This window comes from Neisseria sp. HMSC078C12, assembly GCF_001838065.1.
Classification (GTDB): domain Bacteria; phylum Pseudomonadota; class Gammaproteobacteria; order Burkholderiales; family Neisseriaceae; genus Neisseria.
This window is the reverse complement of sequence record NZ_KV835613.1, coordinates 73,229-96,762: the sequence shown is the minus strand read 5'-3', so window position 1 is coordinate 96,762 and position 23,534 is coordinate 73,229. Positions and strand designations below refer to the sequence as shown.

The window sequence follows — 23,534 nt, the reverse complement described above, 5'->3', positions numbered from 1 at the left end:
TTGGCTGCTATTGTAAAGCGGAAAACAGGTTTCATAAAATACAAAACAGGCCGTCTGAAAGCTATCCTGCTGATTCATCGCTATAAAATCCGCACAAGTCATGCAATTTATATTACAATCCGCACCCCGTGGTTCGAAAACCTCCCACATTAAAAAACTAAGGAAACCTCATGTCCCGCAACAACGAAGAGCTGCAAGGCATCTCCCTTTTGGGCAACCAGAAAACCCAATACCCGAGCGAATACGCGCCTGAAATTTTGGAAGCGTTCGACAACAAACATCCCGACAACGACTATTTCGTCAAATTCGTCTGCCCCGAGTTCACCAGCCTCTGCCCGATGACCGGCCAGCCCGACTTTGCCACCATCTACATCCGCTACATCCCCCATATCAAAATGGTGGAAAGCAAATCCCTGAAACTCTATCTCTTCAGCTTCCGCAACCACGGCGACTTCCATGAAGACTGCGTCAACATCATCATGAAAGACCTCATCGCCCTGATGGATCCGAAATACATCGAAGTATTCGGCGAATTCACACCGCGCGGCGGCATCGCCATTCATCCGTTTGCCAACTACGGCAAAGCAGGCACAGAGTTTGAAGCTTTGGCACGCAAACGCCTGTTTGAGCACGACGCACAATAATCCCGTTCAGACGGCCTAACACCTTTTTCATGGCAAGACTTTCTCTATTGCACAGTCTCGCAAGGCTTCATGCCGTCTGAAAAACCTCCGAAAGATTTCCATGTACGAATTTACTGCCGCACAGCAGAAGAAAGCGCTCTTCTGGCTGGTGCTTTTCCATATTTTTATTATTGCCGCCAGCAACTATCTGGTGCAGTTCCCCTTTCAAATTTTCGGTATCTTTACCACTTGGGGCGCATTTTCCTTCCCCTTTATCTTCCTCGCCACCGACCTGACCGTGCGCATTTTCGGCGCGCCGTTGGCAAGACGGATTATTTTTTGGGTGATGTTCCCCGCCCTGCTGCTCTCTTACGTCTTCTCCGTCCTCTTTCATGACGGCAACTGGACAGGCTGGGCATCTTTGGCCGACTTTAACACCTTTGTCGGCCGCATCGCATTGGCCAGCTTTTCCGCCTATGCGCTTGGGCAAATCCTCGATATTTTCGTGTTCAACAGATTACGCCGTCTGAAATCATGGTGGGCTGCCCCTACTGCTTCCACCGTCGTCGGCAACGCTTTGGACACGCTGGTGTTTTTCGCCGTTGCCTTTTACGCGAGCAACGATGAATTTATGGCGGCAAATTGGCAGGGCATCGCCTTTGTCGATTATCTGTTCAAACTTGCCATCTGCACCCTCTTCTTCCTGCCTGCCTACGGCATCGTATTAAGCATCTTGACCAAAAAACTGACTTCCTTAAACGTCCGTCAAGAAATGCCCGAATCGGTTTTAGCCAAATAAGCAATAGATAAAAACAAGGCCGTCTGAAACTTTGATCGTTCAGACGGCCTTTTATGTTTTCAAATGATTAACCGGTCAATTGCTTGGTAATCAATTTTTTCAGCGGCGGGAAGTTATTGCTTGCACGTAATACCAAACCGCGCAGCAGTTTCGCCGGAGCAGTTTCATTGGTAAAGAGTTTCAGCAGCATATTGGTGCCGTGGTAAATCGGATGGGCGTGGAGCATATGCTTGGTGCTGTATTTTTCCAGCAGGCTCTTCGCACCAATATCCTGACCGCGTTGTTCGGCTTCGAGAACCAATTTAGCCAAAAGATCGGCACTTGCCAGACCCAAGTTAAAGCCATGCGCAGTAACCGGATGCATACCGACCGCGGCATCGCCGATCAACGCGCTGCGTTTGCCGTAGAAACGTTGGGCAATCATGCCGACCAAAGGATAATTGTGAATGGTGCTGACCAATTCCATATCGCCCAGACGGCCTTTGAGTTGCTCTTTCACGCTGGCTGCCAATTCTTCCGGCGACATATTTTTAATCGTTTCGGCTTTATCGCTGTCCACCGTAATCACCGTATTGGTCAAATGCTCTTCCAAAGGCAGCAACGCAATGGTACGGCCGTAGTGGAAGCATTCATATGCGGTATGCAGGTTGGACAGAGTATGCTTCATGCGGCACACAAACATAGTGCGGCTGTAATCGTGCATATCGGAAGAAATGCCCAATTGACGGCGCGTTTGCGAGAAACGGCTATCGGCGGCCAACAACAGACGGCCGGTCAATACTTCGCCGCTTTCCAAAATGACTTGCGCCTCATTGTCGGAAGTTTTAACTTCTTTAACATTGGTGCCGGTCAGAATTTTCACGTTGTCCAATTTGGACACGACTTCATAAGCGGCTTTACGGATGTTGTGATTGGAAATCAAATAGCCCAAGCAATCGGCAGGCTCGCCGCGCGCCTCAGTCGGTTGCGGGAAGTGGAGCTGGTAATCGGAATGACCGTTCAACACTTTGGCATCGCGCAAAGGATAAATTTCGTCTTTTGGAATCAAATCCCACATACCCAATCGCTGCATGATTTCGCGCGACAAGTGCGTCAGTGCGATTTCACGGCCGTCATACGGCGGATTTTGCAACACTTCTAAAGGACTTCTTTCAATCAGGGTTATGTTCAACCCGCTTCCGGCCAACTCTGCGGCAAAACTTAATCCGGCAGGGCCTGCGCCGACGACGAGAATATCACTGTGTAAGCTCATGGGAGGAATTCCTTGTATTCAACTGATACGGATTTTTTCAGACGGCCTTAAGTTTACTGTGTTTAGCTACATGAGGGTAAATCAAAGGCATTTGATAGATTATATAGAAAGCATTGATAGAATAAAATAAATGTTATCATTTGTAAGCGCGTTTTTACTTTGGCCTTAATATAAATCAAGCTTCACGACATACGGATTTTATCAAACGGACAAACAGTCAAATAAACAAAAACCGCATTCCGAAAAGGAATGCGGCTTTCAATCGTAAAACGATTATTCTTCAGAACCGGTGTAAGGACGGATGCTGACAGTTTTACGGTTCAGCGCGCCTTTGGTTTTGAATTCAACGTAACCGTCGACTTTAGCAAACAAAGTGTGGTCTTTGCCCATACCTACGTTGTCACCTGCGTGGAATTTAGTACCGCGTTGACGAACGATGATAGAGCCTGCCGGAATCAGCTCGTTGCCGTAGGCTTTAACGCCCAAGCGTTTGGCTTCTGAATCGCGACCATTGCGGGTGCTACCGCCTGCTTTTTTACTTGCCATTTGTAATACTCCTGAACTTACTTGAAATTAGGCGATTGCCACGATTTCGATTTGGGTGAAATTTTGGCGATGGCCTTGGCGTTTTTGGTAGTGTTTGCGACGACGCATTTTGAAAATGCGTACTTTCTCGCCACGACCATGAGCAACGACTTTGGCTGTTACTTTTGCGCCTTCGATAAAAGGTGCGCCTACTTTTACAGATTCGCCGTCAGCAATCATCAAAACTTCAGTCAGTTCGATTTGGCTGTCGAGTTCGGCTGGTATCTGTTCTACTTTCAATTTTTCGCCAACGGAAACTTTGTATTGTTTACCGCCGGTTTTTACGACCGCGTACATACTCAACTCCATGAGAATTAGGTTAACATTCCGCACACCATGTGCGAAACGAGCTATTCTATTTCTATTTGTCTGTTTTGTCAAAATTTATTTTATTTACAACTGAAAAGGCCGTCTGAAAGATATGTTGCATGCTTTTTAACTGATATAATCACGCGCTGGATTGCTGATATCTTTATGCAACGTTATTACCCCGACCGAATGTACGGGTTTAAACAGATTCATTGGAGCCGTCGCTCCGTTTTGCCAACAGAGAATGTTTTATGCTCGAAAACCTGCCTTACTTCCAACGCCACCTGCCCGATGACCTTGCCAAAGTGAACGCGGTCATCAACCAAGCTGTTCAATCCGATGTCGCGCTGATTTCGCAAATCGGCACATACATCATCAGCGCGGGCGGTAAGCGACTGCGTCCGATTATTACCATTTTGGCAGGCAAAGCAGTCGGGCATGACGATGAAAAACTGTATTCGCTGGCGGCGATGGTGGAATTCATCCACACCTCCACCCTCCTGCACGACGATGTCGTTGACGAAAGCGAATTGCGCCGCGGCCGTAAAACCGCAAACAACCTTTTCGGCAACGCGGCAGCCGTTTTAGTCGGCGACTTCCTCTATACACGCGCCTTCCAACTGATGGTTGGTTCGGGCAGCATGCGTATCTTGGAAGTGATGGCAGATGCGACCAACATCATCGCCGAAGGCGAAGTCATGCAGCTGATGAACATCGGCAATACGGATATTACCGAAGAGCAATACGTCCAAGTCATCCAATACAAAACAGCAAAATTGTTTGAAGCGGCCGCACAAGTCGGCGCAATTTTGGGCAAGGCTTCCCCCGAACACGAGCAAGCCTTGAAAGACTACGGCATGTACGTCGGTACGGCTTTCCAAATCATTGACGATGTATTGGACTATTCTGGCGAAACCGAAGAAATCGGCAAAAACGTCGGCGACGATTTGGCAGAAGGCAAACCTACCCTGCCATTGATTTACCTGATGCGAAACGGCTCCGAGCAGGCCGCCAACGATGTGCGCCACGCTTTGGAAAATGCCGACCGCAGCTATTTTGAAAAAATCCACGACTACGTCGTCAACTCCGACGCTTTGCCGTATTCGATTTCCGAAGCGAAAAAAGCCGTCGACAAAGCCATCGCTTCATTGGACGTGTTGCCTGACAGCGAAGTCAAAGATGCCATGATCCAACTGGCGAAAGAATCCTTGGCCCGAGTATCTTAATCCGATGAATTTCAGCTTTGTCCCTTTGTTTCTGGTTACGCTGATTTTTTTGGGCGTCGTCAGCAACAACAACTCGATTACGATTTCGGCGGCGATATTGCTGCTCATGCAGCAGACGGCCTTGTCGCAATATCTTCCCTTCGTGGAAAAACATGGTTTGCATCTGGGCATTATTATGCTGACCATCGGCGTATTGAGTCCGCTGGTTTCCGGTAAAATCCAGATTCCGCCGGTTTCCGAGTTTATCAATTTTAAAATGATTGCCGCCGTCCTTATCGGCATTTTGGTTGCCTGGCTTGCCGGACGCGGCGTTCCATTGATGAGCGAACAGCCTGTTTTGGTAACCGGATTATTAATCGGCACGGTCATCGGCGTTGCCTTTGTCGGCGGCATTCCGGTCGGCCCTTTGATTGCCGCCGGCTTATTGTCTTTTTTTGCCGGAAAGGTTTAAAATCCCCTCCTTTACCGCCTCGCCATAGTTCAACGGATAGAACGTATGCCTCCTAAGCGTAAAATACAGGTTCGATTCCTGTTGGCGAGGCCACAGTCTCAATAAAAGCCTTTCATATTCTGAAAGGCTTTTTTATTATCAACAATAAAGGCCGTCTGAAACTTTTCAGGCGGCCTTTTTATTTTGCCAAACCGTTAACCCGGACGACCATCCGAACGCGGGCGGATCAACCAAGGAATATATTTCCATGCGTACAACAGCAAAGAGGCGGCAAACAAAGCGGCGGAGCAACGGATACTGTGCGTATATGCCGTACCGTTCACAAAAGTTGCCAAAACACGGACAACCGTTGCGGCTATCATCAACCAAAAGGCAACAGGAACCACTTTAGGCGGCGGATAAATGGAGTTGCCGGTATGGCCAAGCGCGGTTCGCGCCATCATACCCAAAGTCAGCACGCCGATACCGCCAACGCCGATAAGGTGTACGCCCAAATTCAAGAAACTTGAAATCCAATAAGAAAGACCGACAGCAATCAAACCCAAGCCGGTAAACAGATAGCCGGCAAACAAAATCCAAAGCATAGGCTCTTTCAGCACGGCTTTATACCACCAGCGGTACACCTGCACAGTAAAAATCACACCGGCAGCCAGAGCAAACAACGCGGCCAGTCCCGGCAAAATGTTATGCGCCATCAGCATGGCGGTCAGCATAGGCAGCCAAAGTGAGGCGTGCGCCACCCATTGAGGGCTGGGAATTTGCGGCACGTTCAGGCGTTTGGACGTAAAGAACGAGATAATCCGCATACCGATCAAACCGATAAATCCGGCCACCATAATCAAACCGGATTGCAAACCGGTCATCAGCGCAATGGCATCAAACGGCTGCACTTTCAGATGGAAGGCGAAATGGGTGCCACCCAAAACAAAAATAGCGAACACGGCAACATAGTTGCGCTTGTTTTGAGAACGAATTACCGGCAAAGCCATGCATACCGCGCCATACCAGAAAAAGATCGTACCGAATATGCCACTTGCCGTTACCCCCCAACCGGGGATAAACATACAAATGCGGGCCAACAGCCAAAATACGGTCAAACCGGCCAACGCCTTACCGCGTGTCGGCGGCTGGCCTGTCCAAGTCGCCACGGCCGTCAATAAAAATGCAATGACAACCAATCCGGCATAGCCCCAAATCATTTCATGGGCATGCCAATAAAAACCCGGCAACTCAGGCGTACCCTGAAAGCCGAAGCCCCAAAGCAGTATAGACAATGCGCCATACAAAGCCGCCAACGAATAAAACGGGCGGAAGGCCATTGCCCAAACCGGGTGTTTGAACAAATCGGTCATGGTGGTTCCTTCAATTTTTATATCATCATAAAACAGCAACAGAGGCCGTCTGAAACTTTTCAGACGGCCATCGATTCCTTTCCCTGTTACACATTTTCAGGCAAAGGCAAAAAAGGTTCAATCGCAGGGAAAAGCTCGCGCTCCTCAAAGCGCGCATGATCGCGCAAAGTAACAGCAAACTCCTTATTCCATGATTCATTCATATATTCAGGATGCGCCATCATCGCGCGCAATTTGGCATGATCGCCTTCAAAACGCTGCCGCAACGCAGGGTCAATTTTATCCCAATACGGCGCAAACATGGTTTCCTCTTCCAAAAAATGTGGCTCAAGCTCAACAAAATGAGACTCCAGCTCCGCCTGATGGCTTTGATCGGGCGTACGCAGGAGACGGACGCACAACGACAGCGAGCCATGATGTTCGCGGGAAAGTTCTATTAAGGCAGGATGGCGTTTCAAGGGCTTCATAAGTTCGTTATAATGGTAACAGTTTGTCAAACTGGATTAATTCAAATGTTTCAGATATTATGAAACCCAATCCCACATAAAGTCAAACAGCCCCTCACCAAGCACTACGCTTTTGACATATAATAAAAATATCTAAAGAGCCAGCCATGTATCTGACCCAACATACCGATTACGGATTGCGCGTATTGGTTTATACCGCCATCAACGACGACACCCTCGTCAATATCGGCACCATTGCCGAGACTTACAATATTTCCAAAAGCCATTTGATGAAAGTGGTTACCTCATTAGTCAAAGGCGGTTTTCTGGTCAGCGTGCGCGGCAAAGGCGGCGGTTTACGCTTGGCAGACAATCCTGAAAACATCAATATCGGTGCAGTGGTGCGCCATCTTGAGCCGATGCAGGTCGTCGAATGCATGGGCGACAACAACGAATGCCTCATCACCCCTTCCTGCCGACTGACCGGTATCATCACCGGCGCCATCAAAGCTTTTTTCAGTCACTTAGATCAATACTCACTGCAAGATCTGCTGGACAAGCCAACTTACGACATACTTTATACACCGCGCATCCCGATCAACGAAATACGCGGAACGGCCGACTAAATCCTCAGGCCGTCTGAAAACAATCCAGCCATACTGAAATGGTATTACTTAAATAATAAAAAATGCCGTCTGAAATGAAGATTTTCAGACGGCATTTTTTTATAAAACACTCTACAACTTAAATAGCTGACTTTCATTCGATAGGTTAATTTTTATGCTAAATATATCGAATATAAGACAACAGAAAAACATAAAATAAGAATAATCATAGCAACCGTAAAATTTATTCTTAATACTTTCAGATAAAATTTATTGGAGATTTTTTGCATTCCAAACAGTATCTTCAAAAATTTTAATTGCATACTTCTATGAGTAAATAGATATTCAAAAAAACCTATATCCATCCCTTCTGATTTTAATATTTTATATAGCATTACTAGATTAATGATAATTGCAATAAAATACAAAAATACTAAACAAGACAGAAAATAAGGCAATAACTCCACCAAACTACCCCTTTTTAAAAAAGAATTTTCCCTAAAAAATATATTGGACGACATACCCGAATTGCTATTGCCGACATTATATTCCAATCTTTCGCAAACCAATAAATACAAAAATACCCGAAGCCAAAAGCTTCGGGCATTTTTAATATTTGGTGGGTCCGGTGGGTTTCGAACCCACGACCAAGGGATTATGAGTCCCCTGCTCTAACCCCTGAGCTACAGACCCGTCAAGAGTAGAAGCGGATTATAGCATAACTTGTTGCTTGTTCAAGATGCCGGGCAAATGTTTCAGACGGCCTGTTGGTTTTCTATTCGGGCATTATGCCGATACGCCCAATGCTTCCCAAACTTTCAAAGCGTCCGATGTTGCTTTGACATCGTGAACACGGATGATTTGCGCACCTCGGGCGACTGTGGCCAAAGCGGCTGCGACGCTGCCGTGTACGCGTTTGGCGGCATCTTGTTCGCCTGTCAGCTCGCCAATCATACTTTTGCGCGATATGCCGATCAGAAGGGGGAATCCGGTTGCTTCCATCAACTCAGGCAAATGTTGTATCAGGGTGATGTTGTGTTGCAGGTTTTTGCCGAAACCGAAGCCGGGGTCGAGCGTGATGCGTTCAGGGGCAATGCCTGCTTGAACGCATTCTGCCGCACGTGCTTTTAAATAACGCGTGACTTCTTCGACGACATCTTGATATTGCGGATTAAGCTGCATGGTTTTGGGCAAACCTTGCATGTGCATGAGACACACGCCTGTCTTCGGCTGTTGCGCCAGTAATGCGACTGCGCCTTCATCACTCAATGCGGCAACATCGTTGATAATATCGACGCCGCCTTGCGCCAAGGCTTTTTCCATGATTGCCGTGTGGCGCGTATCCAAGCTGACGGGAACATTCCACTTGGCCACTTCCGCCAAAACCGGCTGCACCCTGGCCCATTCTTCTTCGAGAGAAACTTCATCCGAACCCGGGCGGGTAGATTCGCCGCCGATATCGAGAATATCCGCGCCGTCTTTCAGCAGCTGCTCGGCATGTGCCAATGCCATTGAGACATTTTGCGAATAGGTGCCGCCATCGGAAATTGAATCGGGGGTCAGATTGACGATGCCCATGATTTTCGGTTTGTCCAAGGCGATTTCAAATCGGCCTGCCTGCCAAATGCGTGTGTTCATAATGCTTCCATTGATGAAATAATAGGATAGAGGCCGTCTGAAATTTTTCAGACGACCTTTAGGTTTTGACTTCAAACAGTCAATTACATTCCGCCGTAATTCGGCCCGCTTGCGCCTTCGGGACAAATCCAAGTGATGTTTTGCGTCGGGTCTTTGATGTCGCACGTTTTGCAGTGTACGCAGTTGGCGGCATTAATTTGTAGGCGCGGGCTGCCGTTTTCTTCGACGATTTCATATACGCCTGCCGGACAATAGCGGGTTTCGGGCGAGGCGTATTCTTTGTAGTTTACGTCTATCATGACCTGCGGATTTTTCAGCACCAAATGGTCGGGCTGGTTTTCTTCGTGCGCAAGGTTGGCAAGGAAAACGCTGCTCAAACGGTCGAAGGTCAACACACCGTCGGGCTTCGGATAATCAATCGGCTTGCATTCGGCGGCTTTTTTGAGCTGCTCGTTGTCTTTGCCGTGATGTTTCAAAGTCCACGGGGCTTTGCCTCTGAAAATCATTTGGTCGATGCCGGTATAGATTGAGCCGAGGTAAACGCCCCATTTAAATGACGGACGGACATTGCGCGCGGCGTAAAGCTCTTGATACAGCCAGCTTTGTTCAAAGCGTTGCTGATAATCCGCCGCTTCTTTGCCGCTGTCGAAGCTTTCCACTTCTTCGAGGTTTTCCAACAAGGGGAACACGGCTTCTGCGGCGAGCATGGCGGATTTCATGGCCGTATGGATGCCTTTGATGCGCGGCATATTCAGGAAACCTGCGGCATCGCCGATTAAAACGCCGCCTTTAAACGATAGCTTCGGCAGGCTTTGCAAACCACCTTCAATCAGCGAACGCGCGCCATACGCGATACGGCGGCCGCCTTCAAAGGTTTTACGGATTTCAGGATGGGTTTTGAAACGTTGAAACTCTTCAAACGGCGACAGATAAGGGTTTTGATAATCCAAACCGACCACAAAGCCGACAGCGACTTTGTTTTCGTCAAAGTGATAAATAAACGAGCCACCGTAGGTTTTGCTGTCTAGTGGCCAGCCTGCGCTGTGCATGACCAAACCGGGCTGATGTTTTTCAGACGGCACTTCCCAAATTTCTTTAATGCCTAAGCCGTAAGTTTGAGGCTCGCTGTTTTGGTCGAGCTTGAATTGTTCAATGACTTGCTTGGAAAGCGAGCCGCGACAGCCTTCGGCAAATATGGTTTGTTGCGCCCAAAGCTCCATGCCGGGCTGGAATGAATCGGTCGGTTCGCCGTCTTTGCCCACGCCCATATTGCCGGTCGCAATGCCTTTGACCGAACCGTCTTCGTGATAAAGCACTTCGGCGGCGGCAAAGCCCGGATAGATTTCCACGCCCAAATTTTCCGCCTGCTCCGCCAGCCAGCGCACAACTTCGCCCAAGCTGGCAATGTAGTTCGTATGGTTGTCAAAATTCGGGGTAACCGGCAGGTTGAAGGCTTTTTTCTCGGTCAGGAACAAAACCCTGTCCTTCGTTACTGTACGCGTCAGCGGCGCGCCTTTTTCTTTCCAATCGGGAATCAGCTCATTCAAAGAAATTGGATCGATGATGGCGCCTGCAAGCGAGTGCGCACCGGCCTCCGAACCCTTCTCCACCACGCAAACGCTGATTTCGCGTCCATTCTTTTCGGCAAGCTGCTTGAGTTTGATGGCGGCGGACAAACCCGACGGGCCTGCGCCGACAATCACGACATCGTATTGCATACTGTCGCGCTCGATGGTTTCTGTCATGGCGGTTCCTGTATTGTCGTTATTCAATTTAATCCGCTAATTATACAGCCTGGACATATAGTTACCAAATACAACAAAAGGCCGTCTGAAACTTTACTCAAATTTCAGACGGCCTTGACTGTATTCAAAAGATTATTGCGCTTTGGTTTCCGTTACAAAACCGATTTTGCTGATACCGGCTTCGCGCGCCGCTTGCAGGGCTTGGTTGACGTAATCGTATTCAACCGCTTTATCCGCCGCAATCGCCACAATCACATCTTCGTTTTTCGCTTTGGCTTCTTTCAGCTTGGCAGTTACCGTTGCCAAATCCACTTTGGCATCAGAATCGCCGCCAACAACATAAGCACCACTGGCATCAATGCTCAAACGCAAAGGATCTTTAGGCTGCTTATCCTCTTTCGCCGCTTTTTCCGAAGCAGTCGGCAACTCCAAAGGAATCGAGTGGGTCAGCACCGGCATGGTAATCATAAATACAATCAGCAACACCAGCATCACGTCCACCAAAGGTGTCACGTTGATATCCGACATCGGCGCATCATCGCCGGAATTCATTGATCCGAAAGCCATGGTTTAATCCTTTTGGTTCAGCAGGCGGACATGCAGGTCATGTGCAAATGCGTCCATATCTTGCGCGATGGTTTTTGTACCGCGATTGAGGAAGTTGTACGCCAATACAGCTGGAATCGCTACAAACAAGCCGACAGCAGTCGATACCAAAGCCTCACCAATCGGACCGGCTACCGCGGCAATGCTCATTTGACCGCTTTCGCTGATGCCGATCAGGGCATGATAAATACCCCAAACAGTACCCAGCAGGCCGATAAACGGAGCAGTTGCGCCGATAGAGGCCAAAGCAGTCATACCGTAGTCAAACTGGCGCATGGTTTGGGACATGCTGTTGCGGATATGAACGACCAAGTATTCGTTCAAAGGCAATTCGTCAATCAGCGATTTGCTCGTTGTTTGACGGTAGTTTTGGTATGCGCGCAGAGATTCATCGGCAACGCGGCTCATCGGTGCTTCTACCGCTTTGGCTTTCTGTACGGCATCGGCCAGCGTAAACGCATTCAACATCAGCTCTTTTACCTGTGCATTGCCTTTTTTCGCTTTGCGGTATTTGATGCAGCGGATCACGATAACGCTCCACGTTACCACGCTCATCAACAACATCAGGACAAATACACCAATCAGTACCACATCACCTGATTTGAAAACTAAACTTAAATCCATAATTTTTCCAAGTTAAAAATAAAATTAAAATTTCTATCAGGTCATTTAAAACCATTTCCCAATAGCATATATTTTCTAATCCATCAGCTTGTGCCTGGATGCTTATTCGAGCGTGAATTTGACAGGTACTTTAAATTCAGTCCAAACACTTGCATGGCAACTGCCATCCTTAACGGCTTTACGCGCCGCATTATCCAGACGACTATAACCACTTGACTTATTCACACTAATTGAATCCACTTTACCGCCCGGACCAACCAAGACTTTCAGCACGACCAAGCCCTCTTCGCCATTTTCAGTTGACATTGTCGGATATGGGGGTCTCGGAATATGGCAGGTTCCTTTTGCAGGATTGCCTTTACTGCTGCCGGCACCTGTACCGCTGCCACCTCCGTCACCACCGGTGCCGGAGCCATGTTCGCCTTTTGCACCGCCGCTGCCGGAGCCGCTGCCTTCGCCGCGTCCGCTGCCAGTACCTTTCGTACCGCCGCCGTTGCCTTTACCTTCTCCGTTCAAGGCTTTGCCTTCGCCGCTGCCTTTACCGTTTTCAGCAGTATTCGGCCCGGTTTTGTTGCCTGAGTATTCAGATGCTTTGGGAGATGGTTTAGGCTCTGCCTTCGGCTCTGGTTTCGGTTCAGGTTTTGGCTCGGGCTTCGGCTCAGGTTTGGGTTCCGGCTTAGGCTCGGGCTTAGGTTTCTCGATAGGTTTCGGTTTTTCCTTTTGCTGTACGATATCCGCTTTTTCTTTTTTCGTTACCACAGGTTTGATAACAGGCTTGGGCGGTTCGACAGGCTTAGGTTTAGGTTTGGGTTTCGGCTGTTCGGGGGTAGGCTCCGGTGCAGCAGGTGCGCCTTCGCCCTCAGGGCTGCCGTCGCCTCCGCCGAAATCGCCCAAATCGACAAATTCAATATTCGCCATTTCGACAGGAGGCGGTTTGTGCGCGTGCCATAAAAGTGCAACCAAGCCGACGTGGATCAACGCAACGGAAGTCACGACGGCTGGAGTTAAAATTCGTTTTTTATCCATAATTCCGTTATGTTAATAGCAACAATTCCCGTTTGCAAGTCGTTTTACAGTCAAAATAAGCAGTAATGCTTATATAAAAAGTTTATAGACCTGCTTTTTAAAGGTCGCATATCATAATATGATATTAGCTCTCATTACTAATATTATCAAACAAAAGGTCGTTTTGAAAGATAAGCGGTAAGACAAACAGCCTATTCTTCCAGCGTTTATGCTATCCGCACATTAAGCCAATATCGAAACCTCATCAGACCGATAAAAATTCAAATGGTTTCAAATCATCTGTATTTTTTATCCATAAAACATCAGGCCGTCTGAAAACGCTCTTCAGACGGCCTGATTCAAACAAAATTATTTTTTCCGTTTCGCCCTTGGATGCGCCTCATCATAAACGCGCGCCAAATGGTCAAAGTCCAGCTTGGTATAAACTTGCGTAGCGGAAAGATTGCTGTGCCCCAACAATTCCTGCACAGCGCGGATATCGCCCGATGCCTGCAAAAGATGGGTGGCGTAGCTGTGGCGCATCATGTGCGGCGAGATATGGCTGGCACTGCCCACACGCACCGCCCACGCCTGCAGGCGTTTTTGGATTTGACGCTGCCCCAGCCTGCCACCGTTTTTATTGGTAAACAAGGCCTGCTCGCCCTCTTTGGCAATACGTACTGCCAGATAATCGCGCAATGCCGCAATGCTTTTGCCCACCAAAGGCACTTGCCGCTGCTTGCCGCCTTTACCATTCACGCTGACCCAGCCTTCGTCCAAGACGATACCGTCCAGATTCAACCCTTGTATCTCGCTCAGGCGCAAACCGCTACCATACATCAATTCAAACATGGCCTTATCGCGTACATCCAACTCGTCATCAACCGGCGCATGGTCAAGGATATGGTTTAAAGGTTCTTGCGGCAGCGCTTTGGGCAGGCGCTCGGGCAAGCGTGGCGCTTTCATATTGAATGTCGGGTCGCTTTCCATGACTTCTATCTGCACCAGCCAACTGCAATACTGCCGCCACGCCGACAATTTCCGCGCCAAGCTGCTTTCGCTTAAACCCTTTTGCGACAGTTTTTTCAATGCCGCCACAAAATCACGGCGCATCGGCAGGCCGTTTTTCAGATTATCGGGCAACAGGCGCATCAATTCACTCAAATCGCGCCGATAAGCGGAAACGGTATGCTGCGACTTGCCTTGTTGCGACAAGGTTTTCAGATAGCGCTCAAGATGAAGCGCAAAATGATTTGATTCCGCCATTTCAGACGGCCTCCAATGCTGCTTTCAAGGCCGAAGGCAGACGGCAGACGCGTTGTTTGCCATAATCAAAACACACCATGCCTGTCTGTACTTTCGCCAGCACAAGGCCGTCTGAAATCCTGCGGATACGGTACAGCAAAGAAAAACCCACACCGACCACGCCTGCTGCCCCCATTTCTACCGACAGCTCATCGCCATGATGACCTTGCGCCAAATACTGCACCGCCGCATCCGTCATAATCAGGCCAGCCCCTCCGGCATCCATTTCACTCCAACCCAGCTTCGCCAGCCAACGCATCCTCACTTCATGGCACAAACGCAACACCGCATCGTTCGCCAAATGGCCACCATAGTTCACATCGCCCACCTGCACCGTCAAGGCCGTCTGAAACAAAGGCTTATCACATTCGACCACCGAAATCCTATCCATTTTGCACACCCGTTTTCAATACTCTGCCATTATAAACCGAGACCCTGTTCGTTAATATATAAAAACAATGTAGCGGCTTGTAGTTTTTCATGGCAAAAAACATTATAATTTATCGGATAAATTTACCCTTCACTACTTCAGGAGCTTCTCATGGCACTCGTATCCATGCGCCAACTGTTGGACCATGCCGCCGAAAACAGCTACGGTCTGCCCGCATTCAACGTTAACAACCTCGAACAAATGCGTGCCATTATGGAGGCGGCCGACCAAGTCAACGCCCCCGTTATCGTTCAAGCATCCGCAGGCGCACGCAAATACGCAGGTGCCCCATTCCTACGCCATCTGATTTTGGCCGCAGTCGAAGAATTCCCGCACATCCCCGTCGTAATGCACCAAGACCACGGCGCATCTCCTGATGTATGCCAACGCTCCATCCAACTGGGTTTCTCCTCCGTGATGATGGACGGCTCGCTGCTCGAAGACGGCAAAACTCCGTCCACCTACGAATACAACGTCAACGCTACCCGTACCGTGGTTAACTTCTCCCACGCCTGCGGCGTGTCCGTTGAAGGCGAAATCGGCGTATTGGGCAACCTCGAAACCGGCGAAGCCGGCGAAGAAGACGGCGTAGGCGCAGTGGGCAAACTTTCCCACGACCAAATGCTGACCAGCGTTGAAGATGCCGTACGTTTCGTTAAAGATACCGGCGTTGACGCATTGGCTATCGCCGTCGGCACCAGCCACGGCGCATACAAATTCACCCGTCCGCCCACAGGCGACGTATTGCGTATCGACCGCATCAAAGAAATCCACCAAGCCCTGCCCAACACCCACATCGTGATGCACGGCTCCAGCTCCGTTCCGCAAGAATGGCTGAAAGTCATCAACGAATACGGCGGCAAAATCGGTGAAACCTACGGCGTACCCGTAGAAGAAATCGTCGAAGGCATCAAACACGGCGTGCGCAAAGTCAACATCGACACCGACTTGCGCCTCGCCTCTACCGGCGCCATCCGCCGCTTCATGGCAGAAAACCCATCCGAATTCGACCCACGCAAATACCTAAGCAAAACCATCGAAGCCATGAAACAAATCTGTCTTGACCGCTACCTCGCATTCGGTTGCGAAGGCCAAGCCGACAAAATCAAACCGATTTCTTTGGAAAAAATGGCAAACAAATACGCCAAAGGCGAATTGAACCAAATCATCAAATAATCTGTACATCGGATTGATACTAAGGCCGTCTGAAAACTTGGCAATAAGGTTTCAGACGGCCTTGGCTTTTGGAAACTTATAGTAAAATCCCCCCCGACTACCCATCAAAACACATCGAAAGCAAACATGAAACTCGCCGTTATTTTGCCGGCCTATTGTGCCGAAGCTTATTTGCCCGAATGCTTGGATTCGGTATTGAATCAAACATTCCGCGACTTTTTCGTCATCGCCGTCAACGATGCCTCAAAAGACAAAACCGGCGAAATCCTCGAGGCTTACGCAGCCAGAGATTCACGTTTGCAGGTGTTCCACCTTCCGGAAAACAGGGGCGAGCCGTTTGTCTGCCAATTTGCCATGGATATGCTCAAAGATGTAGAGGTTGAATACGTGGCGCGGATGGACGCGGACGATATCTGCACCCTGGATCGTTTTGAAAAACAAATTCAGTTTTTAGACAGCCATCCCGAAATCGATATTGTCGGCAGCCAAGCCACCATCTTTTTCGACGACCAAACCGGAAGAGAACCCGTTTTAAGCGATCTGCCCTTGCTCGACAAAGACATTAAAGCCTTTTTCTCCAGGGCCGCTCAAAATATGTTCAACCCCACCACCATGTGGCGGCACGACAGCATTAAAAACCTCGGGATAAACTACACCGCAACGGAAACCGCGCCCGATTTCCATATGTGGGTGCAATGCGCCCTACATGGCAAAACCTTTGCCAACCTGCCCGAACCTTTGTTGTTTTACAGGATACACCAAACTCAAGAAAGCAAAAAAAGAGACAAAATCAGCAGATCCGTCCAATACACCATGGAGTTGTGGATCAGTCATCTCTTCCCTGATTTGAACGCGACGGAAGTAACGCTCTTAAGCCGCATCTTGTACGAAAAGCAACTGCGCTTGACCACTGAAGAGCTGAAAACCATTTTTGCCGCCTATGACAGAATCAGCAAAGACCGTAGCATTTCATTGTTTGGCGAAGACCGCAATACCATGTTCGACATGATAGACAAGTTCTTCAATTTCTTAAAAAGTCAGTTAAAATTCACTTAAATCATAAAAGGCCGTCTGAAACCCAAGTTTCAGACGGCCTTTGTCTATTTCAAGATCAATCCAAATCAGAACAAGCCGTGAATCACGCCGTCTGCGTCCACATCGATTTTCTCAGCAGCCGGAACTTTCGGCAGACCCGGCATTTTCATCATATTGCCGCACAACGCAACGATAAAGCCAGCGCCGGCGGAAACAGTAATACCGCGCACAGTGATGCGGAAGCCTTCGGGGCAACCCAACAATTTGGCGTTGTCGCTCAAAGAATATTGGGTTTTCGCCATGCAGATCGGCATTTTGTCCAAGCCCAGTTTTTCCAGTGAAGCGATTTCGGCAGACGCTTCCGCGCTGAAATCAACATCTTCCGCGCCGTACACTTTTTGGGCAATCGCACGGATTTTGTCTTTGATGCTCAATTCGACATCATAGGCGAAGCCGAAGTTATTCGGTTGATTTTCGATGGCGTTGACGACTTTGTGCGCCAAATCCGCGCCGCCCGCGCCGCCTTTACCCCATACTTCGGTCAGGGAAACTTCGACGCCGTGTTCCGCACAGGCTTTTTCAATCATGGCCAACTCGGCATCGGAGTCGGACACGAAGCGGTTGATGGCAACCACTACAGGCAGGCCGAATACGTTTTTCAGGTTGGAAATGTGTTTCAAGAGATTAGGCAGACCTTTTGCCAAAGCGTCGAGGTTTTCTTCGCCGAGGTTGGCACGTTCCACGCCGCCGTTGTATTTCAAGGCGCGGACGGTGGCGACGACGACAGCCGCATCAGGTTTCAAATCCGCCAGACGGCATTTGATGTCGCAGAATTTTTCCGCACCCAAATCCGCGCCGAAGCCTGCTTCGGTTACGGCGTAATCGGCAAGGTGTTTCGCCAGTCGGGTGGCGGTAACGGAGTTGCAGCCGTGGGCGATGTTGGCAAACGGGCCGCCGTGTACAAAGGCCGGCGTACCTTCGATGGTTTGTACCAAGTTAGGCTTAATCGCATCTTTGAGCAATGCCGCCATCGCGCCATTCGCTTTCAAATCTTTGGCGTAAACGGGGCTGCCGTCTTTGGCATAGGCGACAAGGATGTTGCCCAAACGCTCTTTCAAATCGCTGATGTCTTTAGCAAGACAGAATACCGCCATCACTTCGGACGCAACGGTAATGTCGAAACCGTCAGGACGCATCACGCCGTCAACAGGTTTGCCCATGCCGTCGATGATGTTGCGCAACTGACGGTCGTTCATATCGACCACGCGACGCCACAGCACGCGTTTCGGATCGATGTTCAACTCGTTGCCTTGATAGATATGGTTGTCGAGCATGGCGGCGAGCAAGTTATTCGCCGCGCCGATGGCGTGGAAGTCGCCGGTGAAGTGCAGGTTGATGTCTTCCATCGGCAAAACTTGGGCATAGCCGCCGCCCGCCGCACCGCCTTTAACACCAAACACCGGACCCAAAGAAGGCTCGCGCAGGGCGATAACAGAATCTTTACCGATATGGCGCAAAGCATCCGCCAAACCGATGGTCACGGTGGTTTTACCCTCACCCGCAGGAGTCGGATTAATGGCGGTAACCAAAATCAGACGGCCTTGTTTTTGCGGCAGCTTGAATGCTTCGGCAGGATTGATTTTGGCTTTGTAATGGCCATAGGGCTCGATGTTGTCAACGTTCAAACCCAGCTTGGCGGCAATTTCACCAATCGGGCGCATGGTGGAAGACTGGGCAATTTCAGCATCGGTTTTGAAGCTCATGATTTTCCTTTATTGAGTGAGGGAAGACCGTCTGAAACAATCTCAAGAGACGGCTGGAAGAAAAAGAATATTCGTTCTATTATAACGTTTTCCAAGAATAAACCGCAGTGAAAATTTCGATATTTCATCAACAAGCGGATTCATATTGTCAACAATTCAAAATAAAAGGAAAAAACATGAGCAGCAACGCATGGCTGTTTTGGGCATTGGCATCGGCAGGTTTCGCCTCATTGACCGCCATCTTCGCCAAAATGGGTTTACAAGGGATAGATTCCGATTTTGCCACCTTTATCCGCACCTTGGTCATCCTCGCCGCTTTGGTATTGTTTTTAACCTACACCGGCAAATGGCAGGGTGTGAACGGCTTTACCGGCCGCAACTGGACATTCCTCATCCTATCCGGCCTCGCTACCGGCGCATCCTGGCTCGCCTACTTCAAAGCCCTGCAACTGGGCAACGCCTCGCAAGTTGCCCCCGTCGACAAATTCAGCCTGGTCTTGGTCGCCCTGATGGCCGTCGTTTTCTTAGACGAACGCCCGAGCACGCAGGAATGGGTAGGCTTAGGCTTGGTAACCGCAGGCGTATTGACTTTGGCTTTGAAACGATAAAAATTGGGACATCATAAAAGGCCGTCTGAAAAATTTCAGACGGCCTTTGCTTCAAATAATCAGCTCACAATTAATTTGAACCGACTTTGATTTTTTGCCACAAATTGACAGACAGTTTTTTCGCATCTGCGCTCATTTGAGGCATCACGAAACCGTCTTTCATGTCTTGCTCGTTCGGGAAAATAGAGCGAGTGTTCACCAGCTCGGCAGGCATTTTTTCGCGTGCAGGTTTGCTGGCCGGCGCGAAGGTTACGGCAATACCGTTTTTCGCAGCCACTTCGGGATCAAGCGTGTAGTTGATGTATTTGTGAGCATTGGCGATGTTTTTCGCATCGGCCGGAATCAGCCAAGATTCAATCCAGAAGCCCATGCCTTTCGGCGTCAACACTTCGATGCCGACGTTGTTTTTCACTTCTTCGGAACGCGCTTTGGCCAAGTTCAAGTCGCCGCCGTTACCTGCCGCCAAGCAGATATCGCCGCGCGCCAGTTCGTCAATGATGGAAGGGCTGAAACGTTTTACATCAGGACGGATAGACTTCAACACTTCCGCCGCCGCTTTCAAATCTTCAGGATTCGAGCCTTTAGGATCTTTACCCAAGTAGTTCAACAAGATTGGGAACATTTCGCTCGGGGTATCCCACAAAGCAATGCCGCAAGATTTCAGCTTGTTGGTGTATTCAGGTTTGAACAGCAAATCCCAGCCGTTTTCAGGCAATTTCCCGCCCAAAAGCTCCTTGCCCTTCGCCGTAATCGCGATCGTATTCACACCTGAGAAGTATGGAACGGCGTATTGATTGCCCGGATCGGCAGTTTCCAACATCTTCAGCAATTCAGGGTCGATGTTTTTGTAGTTCGGAATCAGATCCTTATTGATTTTTTGGTATGCACCCGCCTCAATTTGGCGCGGCAGGAAGGCAATACCGGGCACAACCAAGTCATAGCCGGATTTGCCGGTCAGCATTTTGGCTTCCAGCGTTTCGTTGTTTTCATACAAATCGTAAGTCAGCTTCAAATTATTGGCTTTTTTGAAGTCTTCGACTGTACTTTCGTCAACGTAGTTTGACCAGTTGTAGATATTCAGAGTATCGGTGGCGGCTGCTTCGGCATTGGCAGCAGGCGCGCTGCCTGCTTGAGGTTGCTCGGCTTTTTTCTCGCCACCGCCGCACGCGGCCAAAGACAATGCGGCCAATACGGCTAATACAGATTTTTTCATACGGGCAGATTCCTGATGAAAGAGTGGTTAATGTCAATAAATAAGAAACCCTGCACCCCATAAACACCCCGGCGCAGAGTTAGGCTATTGTAATGGAAACGTAAGCAAACGCAAAGCAATATCCATCTGATTTTTATTGAAATAAGGCAAAGCAACACTATCTTTTTACCAAAAGCGTTGCACCGGCTGTCGTTTTTGGGCAAAATACGGCTGATTTGCGCGCGTTTATAGAGAAAAAGCTTGCACACAAGGAAATCTGTCTTTAAAATTGCGCGTTTACAGAATTTATTTTTCAGGAGATATTCAATATGGCAAACAGCGCACAAGCCCGCAAACGTGCCCGCCAGTCGGTTAAACAACGCGCCCACAACGCCAGCCTGCGTACTGCATTCCGTACCGCTGTGAAAAAAGTGCTGAAAGCAGTTGAAGCCGGCGACAAAGCTGCTGCTCAAGCAGTTTACCAAGAATCCGTTAAAGTCATCGACCGCATCGCTGACAAAGGCGTATTCCACAAAAACAAAGCAGCCCGTCACAAAAGCCGTCTGTCTGCTAAAGTAAAAGCTTTGGCTTAATACTGACGCAGATGCCGGAAATCCTGACAATCAAAACAGGATGAATCGAGCTGATACGATGCCCCTGAGGTCCTGCCTTTCAGGGGCATTGCCGTATTCACAACCCAAACCGACTAAATAAACCTATTTACCCCCTCATCAGGCCGTCTGAAAAACAACGGAAACTCTCATGAACAAGATGTTGAAACATTCCCTAAGTATCGGATTCATTGCCGCCGCCCCGCTGGCTGCCGCCGATGCCGCCCTACACTGCACCACCATTCAAGACAACGCCACCCGTTTGGCGTGTTACGACAACATCTACTCGGCGCAACTTCCCCCTCAATCCCCACTGCCGCAAGCGCAAACCGAAACCGCCAAAACACCGGTTGACCTCGAAAAAAGCGTGCGCAAGAGCATTGAGAAAAAAGAAGCGGCCATTGTATTCGACAATCCTACCCACCCGAATATTTCAGACGACGTATTAAGTGAAACTGCCGACAGCTACACGCCTCTAAGCCTGATGTACGATTTGGATAAAAACGACACGCGCGGCCTATTGAGCGTACGCGAGCATAATCCTATGTACCTCATGCCCGTTTGGTACAACAGCAGCCCCAACTATTACCCGGAATCCCCCAGCCGCGGCGTAACCACACAGGAAAAATTCAGCGAGCAAAAACGCCTCGAAACCAAAATGCAGGTTTCTTTCAAAAGCAAGATTGCCGAAGATTTATTCAAAACCCGTGCCGATGTATGGTTTGGCTACACCCAAAAATCCGACTGGCAAATCTTCAACCAAGGCCGCAAATCCGCCCCGTTCCGCAATACCGACTACGAACCCGAAATCTTCATTACCCAACCCGTTAAAGCAGACCTGCCTTTCGGCGGCAAACTGCGCATGGTCGGCGCAGGTTTTGTTCACCAGTCCAACGGTCAAAGCCGCCCGGAATCGCGCTCATGGAACCGGGTTTACGCCATGGCCGGCATGGAATGGGGCAAGCTGACCGTTATTCCTAGAGTTTGGATGCGCGCCTTCGACCAAAAAGGAGATGACGACGACAATCCGGACATCAACAAATACATGGGCTACGGCGACTTGAAAGTCCAATACCGCTTCAATGACAAACAAAATGTTTATTCCGTCCTGCGTTACAATCCGAAAAGCGGACGCGGCGCCGTTGAAGCGGCCTATACTTTCCCCATCAAAGGCAAACTCAAAGGCGTTGTCCGCGGCTTCCACGGCTACGGCGAAAGCTTGATTGACTACAACCACAAACAAAACGGCATCGGCTTCGGCCTGATGTTCAACGACTGGGACGGAATCTGATTCCCCATATTGTTTCAGACGGCCTTTGCAATCAAGGCGGCCGTCTGAAACAATAAAACAAAACAAGCCATTCGTTTAAAATACTCGTTTCCTAGCGTCCAAACGCGTATAATGCAAAGTTTGGGCAAAACTTGCCGGAATGAAACAAAGATGACAGAAACCGCAGCCGAAAGCGGAAAAATCGCCAAGGCTTTAAAGAAATACCTGATTACAGGCGTGCTGGTTTGGTTGCCGATTGCCGTAACCATCTGGGCGATGAGCTACATCATCTCCGCCGCCGACAGACTGATCAACCTATTACCGGAAAGCTGGCAGCCCCAGCATTTCTGGGGGTTCAACATTCCCGGTTTGGGCATCGTCGCCGCCACAGTCGTCTTGTTCGTTACCGGCGTATTTGCCGCCAACGTATTGGGCAGACGGATTCTCGGCGCATGGGACAGCCTTTTAGGACGTATCCCCGTCGTCAAATCCATCTACTCCAGCGTTAAAAAAGTTTCCGAATCCCTGCTCTCTGACAGCAGCCGCTCGTTCAAAACCCCCGTACTGGTTCCCTTTCCGCAACCGGGCATTTGGACGATAGCCTTTGTTTCCGGCCATATCCCCGCCAAACTCAAAGGCAGCCTGCCGCAAGATGACGACTATATTTCCGTTTACGTCCCAACCACGCCCAACCCGACCGGCGGCTATTACATCATGGTGAAAAAAAGCGACGTTCGCGAGCTGGACATGAGCGTGGATCAGGCATTGAAATATGTGATTTCACTGGGCATGGTGATGCCGGACGACTTGCCGGTTAAATCCCTGCCCGCCCAAAAACCGTCTAAAGACGGTGATACCGAACACAACAATTAAGGTCT

The 23,534-nt window shown here is 49.3% G+C and carries 25 protein-coding genes, 2 tRNA genes and 1 riboswitch; of the genes, 12 read left to right on the top strand and 15 right to left on the bottom strand.

Translation table 11 applies throughout. From position 1 onward, the window contains the following. Positions 1–122: 122 nt before the first annotated feature. A riboswitch (PreQ1 riboswitch) is annotated at positions 123–167 on the top strand. Between the two features lie 3 nt (positions 168–170). Both queF and HMPREF2596_RS08815 read left to right on the top strand, forming a co-directional pair. Further along, positions 171–644: a preQ(1) synthase gene (gene queF, locus HMPREF2596_RS08820; RefSeq protein ID WP_003748427.1), complete on the top strand. Its 474-nt coding sequence runs from the start codon at positions 171–173 to the stop codon at positions 642–644. A gap of 100 nt (positions 645–744) precedes the next feature. Beyond that, a complete protein-coding gene (locus HMPREF2596_RS08815) occupies positions 745–1,422 on the top strand; it encodes a 7-cyano-7-deazaguanine/7-aminomethyl-7-deazaguanine transporter (RefSeq protein WP_070850776.1) in 678 nt (225 codons plus the stop codon). A 67-nt stretch (positions 1,423–1,489) separates the two neighbouring features. Here HMPREF2596_RS08815 and ubiM read toward each other — a convergent pair whose 3' ends face one another. The 3 genes from ubiM to rplU form a co-directional block, all read right to left on the bottom strand. After that, entirely contained in the window at positions 1,490–2,674 is a 1,185-nt protein-coding gene (gene ubiM / locus HMPREF2596_RS08810; protein ID WP_004518804.1) for a 5-demethoxyubiquinol-8 5-hydroxylase UbiM, read from the bottom strand. A gap of 273 nt (positions 2,675–2,947) precedes the next feature. Continuing rightward, positions 2,948–3,220, bottom strand: coding sequence for a 50S ribosomal protein L27 (rpmA, locus tag HMPREF2596_RS08805; RefSeq protein ID WP_002212328.1), 273 nt, complete (start codon positions 3,218–3,220; stop codon positions 2,948–2,950). A 27-nt stretch (positions 3,221–3,247) separates the two neighbouring features. Next, on the bottom strand, positions 3,248–3,556 hold the full coding sequence (rplU, locus tag HMPREF2596_RS08800) for a 50S ribosomal protein L21 (protein ID WP_002216394.1): 309 nt from the start codon (positions 3,554–3,556) through the stop codon (positions 3,248–3,250). 263 nt (positions 3,557–3,819) lie between these two features. Here rplU and ispB point away from each other — a divergent pair, with 263 nt between their 5' ends. The 3 genes from ispB to HMPREF2596_RS08785 all read left to right on the top strand — a co-directional run bounded on the left by ispB (position 3,820) and on the right by HMPREF2596_RS08785 (position 5,338). Further along, positions 3,820–4,794 carry an octaprenyl diphosphate synthase gene (gene ispB, locus HMPREF2596_RS08795; protein ID WP_070850774.1) on the top strand — a complete coding sequence of 325 codons (975 nt, stop codon included), beginning with the start codon at positions 3,820–3,822 and terminating at the stop codon, positions 4,792–4,794. A 4-nt stretch (positions 4,795–4,798) separates the two neighbouring features. Next, positions 4,799–5,245, top strand: a complete 447-nt coding sequence (locus HMPREF2596_RS08790; protein WP_070850773.1) for a DUF441 domain-containing protein — start codon at positions 4,799–4,801, stop codon at positions 5,243–5,245. 18 nt (positions 5,246–5,263) lie between these two features. Next, positions 5,264–5,338, top strand: a tRNA-Arg gene (locus tag HMPREF2596_RS08785). A gap of 101 nt (positions 5,339–5,439) precedes the next feature. On the opposite strand, the gene HMPREF2596_RS08780 is transcribed toward HMPREF2596_RS08785, so the two are convergent. Both HMPREF2596_RS08780 and HMPREF2596_RS08775 read right to left on the bottom strand, forming a co-directional pair. Continuing rightward, complete coding sequence (locus HMPREF2596_RS08780) at positions 5,440–6,597, bottom strand: NnrS family protein (protein WP_070850771.1); 1,158 nt, start codon at positions 6,595–6,597, stop codon at positions 5,440–5,442. Between the two features lie 86 nt (positions 6,598–6,683). Beyond that, positions 6,684–7,064, bottom strand: coding sequence for a hemerythrin domain-containing protein (locus HMPREF2596_RS08775; protein WP_070850769.1), 381 nt, complete (start codon positions 7,062–7,064; stop codon positions 6,684–6,686). Between the two features lie 146 nt (positions 7,065–7,210). On the opposite strand from HMPREF2596_RS08775, the gene HMPREF2596_RS08770 reads away from it, so the two are divergent. Continuing rightward, positions 7,211–7,669, top strand: a complete 459-nt coding sequence (locus HMPREF2596_RS08770) for an RrF2 family transcriptional regulator (RefSeq protein ID WP_049337024.1) — start codon at positions 7,211–7,213, stop codon at positions 7,667–7,669. Positions 7,670–8,265: 596 nt separating this feature from the next. Here HMPREF2596_RS08770 and HMPREF2596_RS08760 read toward each other — a convergent pair. From HMPREF2596_RS08760 to HMPREF2596_RS08725, 8 genes are all read right to left on the bottom strand, one after another. After that, a tRNA-Ile gene (locus HMPREF2596_RS08760) sits at positions 8,266–8,341 on the bottom strand. 93 nt (positions 8,342–8,434) lie between these two features. Further along, complete coding sequence (gene folP, locus HMPREF2596_RS08755) at positions 8,435–9,286, bottom strand: dihydropteroate synthase (protein ID WP_070850767.1); 852 nt, start codon at positions 9,284–9,286, stop codon at positions 8,435–8,437. Positions 9,287–9,369: 83 nt separating this feature from the next. Continuing rightward, on the bottom strand, positions 9,370–11,031 hold the full coding sequence (locus tag HMPREF2596_RS08750; RefSeq protein WP_070850765.1) for an electron transfer flavoprotein-ubiquinone oxidoreductase: 1,662 nt from the start codon (positions 11,029–11,031) through the stop codon (positions 9,370–9,372). Between the two features lie 132 nt (positions 11,032–11,163). Beyond that, positions 11,164–11,598, bottom strand: a complete 435-nt coding sequence (locus HMPREF2596_RS08745) for an ExbD/TolR family protein (RefSeq protein ID WP_070850763.1) — start codon at positions 11,596–11,598, stop codon at positions 11,164–11,166. A 3-nt stretch (positions 11,599–11,601) separates the two neighbouring features. Further along, entirely contained in the window at positions 11,602–12,261 is a 660-nt protein-coding gene (locus HMPREF2596_RS08740) for a MotA/TolQ/ExbB proton channel family protein (protein ID WP_049348756.1), read from the bottom strand. A gap of 102 nt (positions 12,262–12,363) precedes the next feature. Further along, complete coding sequence (locus tag HMPREF2596_RS08735; protein ID WP_070850761.1) at positions 12,364–13,287, bottom strand: energy transducer TonB; 924 nt, start codon at positions 13,285–13,287, stop codon at positions 12,364–12,366. 348 nt (positions 13,288–13,635) lie between these two features. Continuing rightward, a complete protein-coding gene (locus tag HMPREF2596_RS08730) occupies positions 13,636–14,532 on the bottom strand; it encodes a tyrosine recombinase XerC (RefSeq protein ID WP_070850759.1) in 897 nt (298 codons plus the stop codon). Between the two features lies 1 nt (position 14,533). After that, positions 14,534–14,962, bottom strand: a complete 429-nt coding sequence (locus HMPREF2596_RS08725; RefSeq protein ID WP_070850757.1) for an acyl-CoA thioesterase — start codon at positions 14,960–14,962, stop codon at positions 14,534–14,536. Between the two features lie 150 nt (positions 14,963–15,112). On the opposite strand from HMPREF2596_RS08725, the gene fba reads away from it, so the two are divergent. Further along, entirely contained in the window at positions 15,113–16,177 is a 1,065-nt protein-coding gene (gene fba / locus HMPREF2596_RS08720; protein ID WP_070850756.1) for a class II fructose-bisphosphate aldolase, read from the top strand. 126 nt (positions 16,178–16,303) lie between these two features. Next, positions 16,304–17,233, top strand: a complete 930-nt coding sequence (locus HMPREF2596_RS08715; RefSeq protein WP_070850754.1) for a glycosyltransferase family 2 protein — start codon at positions 16,304–16,306, stop codon at positions 17,231–17,233. 65 nt (positions 17,234–17,298) lie between these two features. On the opposite strand, the gene HMPREF2596_RS08710 is transcribed toward HMPREF2596_RS08715, so the two are convergent. After that, complete coding sequence (locus HMPREF2596_RS08710) at positions 17,299–18,975, bottom strand: formate--tetrahydrofolate ligase (protein WP_036492026.1); 1,677 nt, start codon at positions 18,973–18,975, stop codon at positions 17,299–17,301. A gap of 176 nt (positions 18,976–19,151) precedes the next feature. Between HMPREF2596_RS08710 and HMPREF2596_RS08705 the strand changes: the two genes are divergently transcribed. Then, the gene (locus tag HMPREF2596_RS08705; RefSeq protein ID WP_063076147.1) at positions 19,152–19,583 is read left to right on the top strand and encodes an EamA family transporter; all 432 of its coding nucleotides are present in this window, start codon (positions 19,152–19,154) and stop codon (positions 19,581–19,583) included. 70 nt (positions 19,584–19,653) lie between these two features. On the opposite strand, the gene HMPREF2596_RS08700 is transcribed toward HMPREF2596_RS08705, so the two are convergent. Then, entirely contained in the window at positions 19,654–20,796 is a 1,143-nt protein-coding gene (locus HMPREF2596_RS08700) for an extracellular solute-binding protein (protein WP_036492029.1), read from the bottom strand. 308 nt (positions 20,797–21,104) lie between these two features. On the opposite strand from HMPREF2596_RS08700, the gene rpsT reads away from it, so the two are divergent. From rpsT to HMPREF2596_RS08685, 3 genes are all read left to right on the top strand, one after another. Further along, complete coding sequence (rpsT, locus tag HMPREF2596_RS08695) at positions 21,105–21,368, top strand: 30S ribosomal protein S20 (protein WP_002212556.1); 264 nt, start codon at positions 21,105–21,107, stop codon at positions 21,366–21,368. 169 nt (positions 21,369–21,537) lie between these two features. Beyond that, positions 21,538–22,677, top strand: coding sequence for a phospholipase A (locus HMPREF2596_RS08690; protein WP_049359903.1), 1,140 nt, complete (start codon positions 21,538–21,540; stop codon positions 22,675–22,677). A 150-nt stretch (positions 22,678–22,827) separates the two neighbouring features. Continuing rightward, entirely contained in the window at positions 22,828–23,529 is a 702-nt protein-coding gene (locus tag HMPREF2596_RS08685; protein ID WP_070850804.1) for a DUF502 domain-containing protein, read from the top strand. Positions 23,530–23,534: the final 5 nt, after the last annotated feature.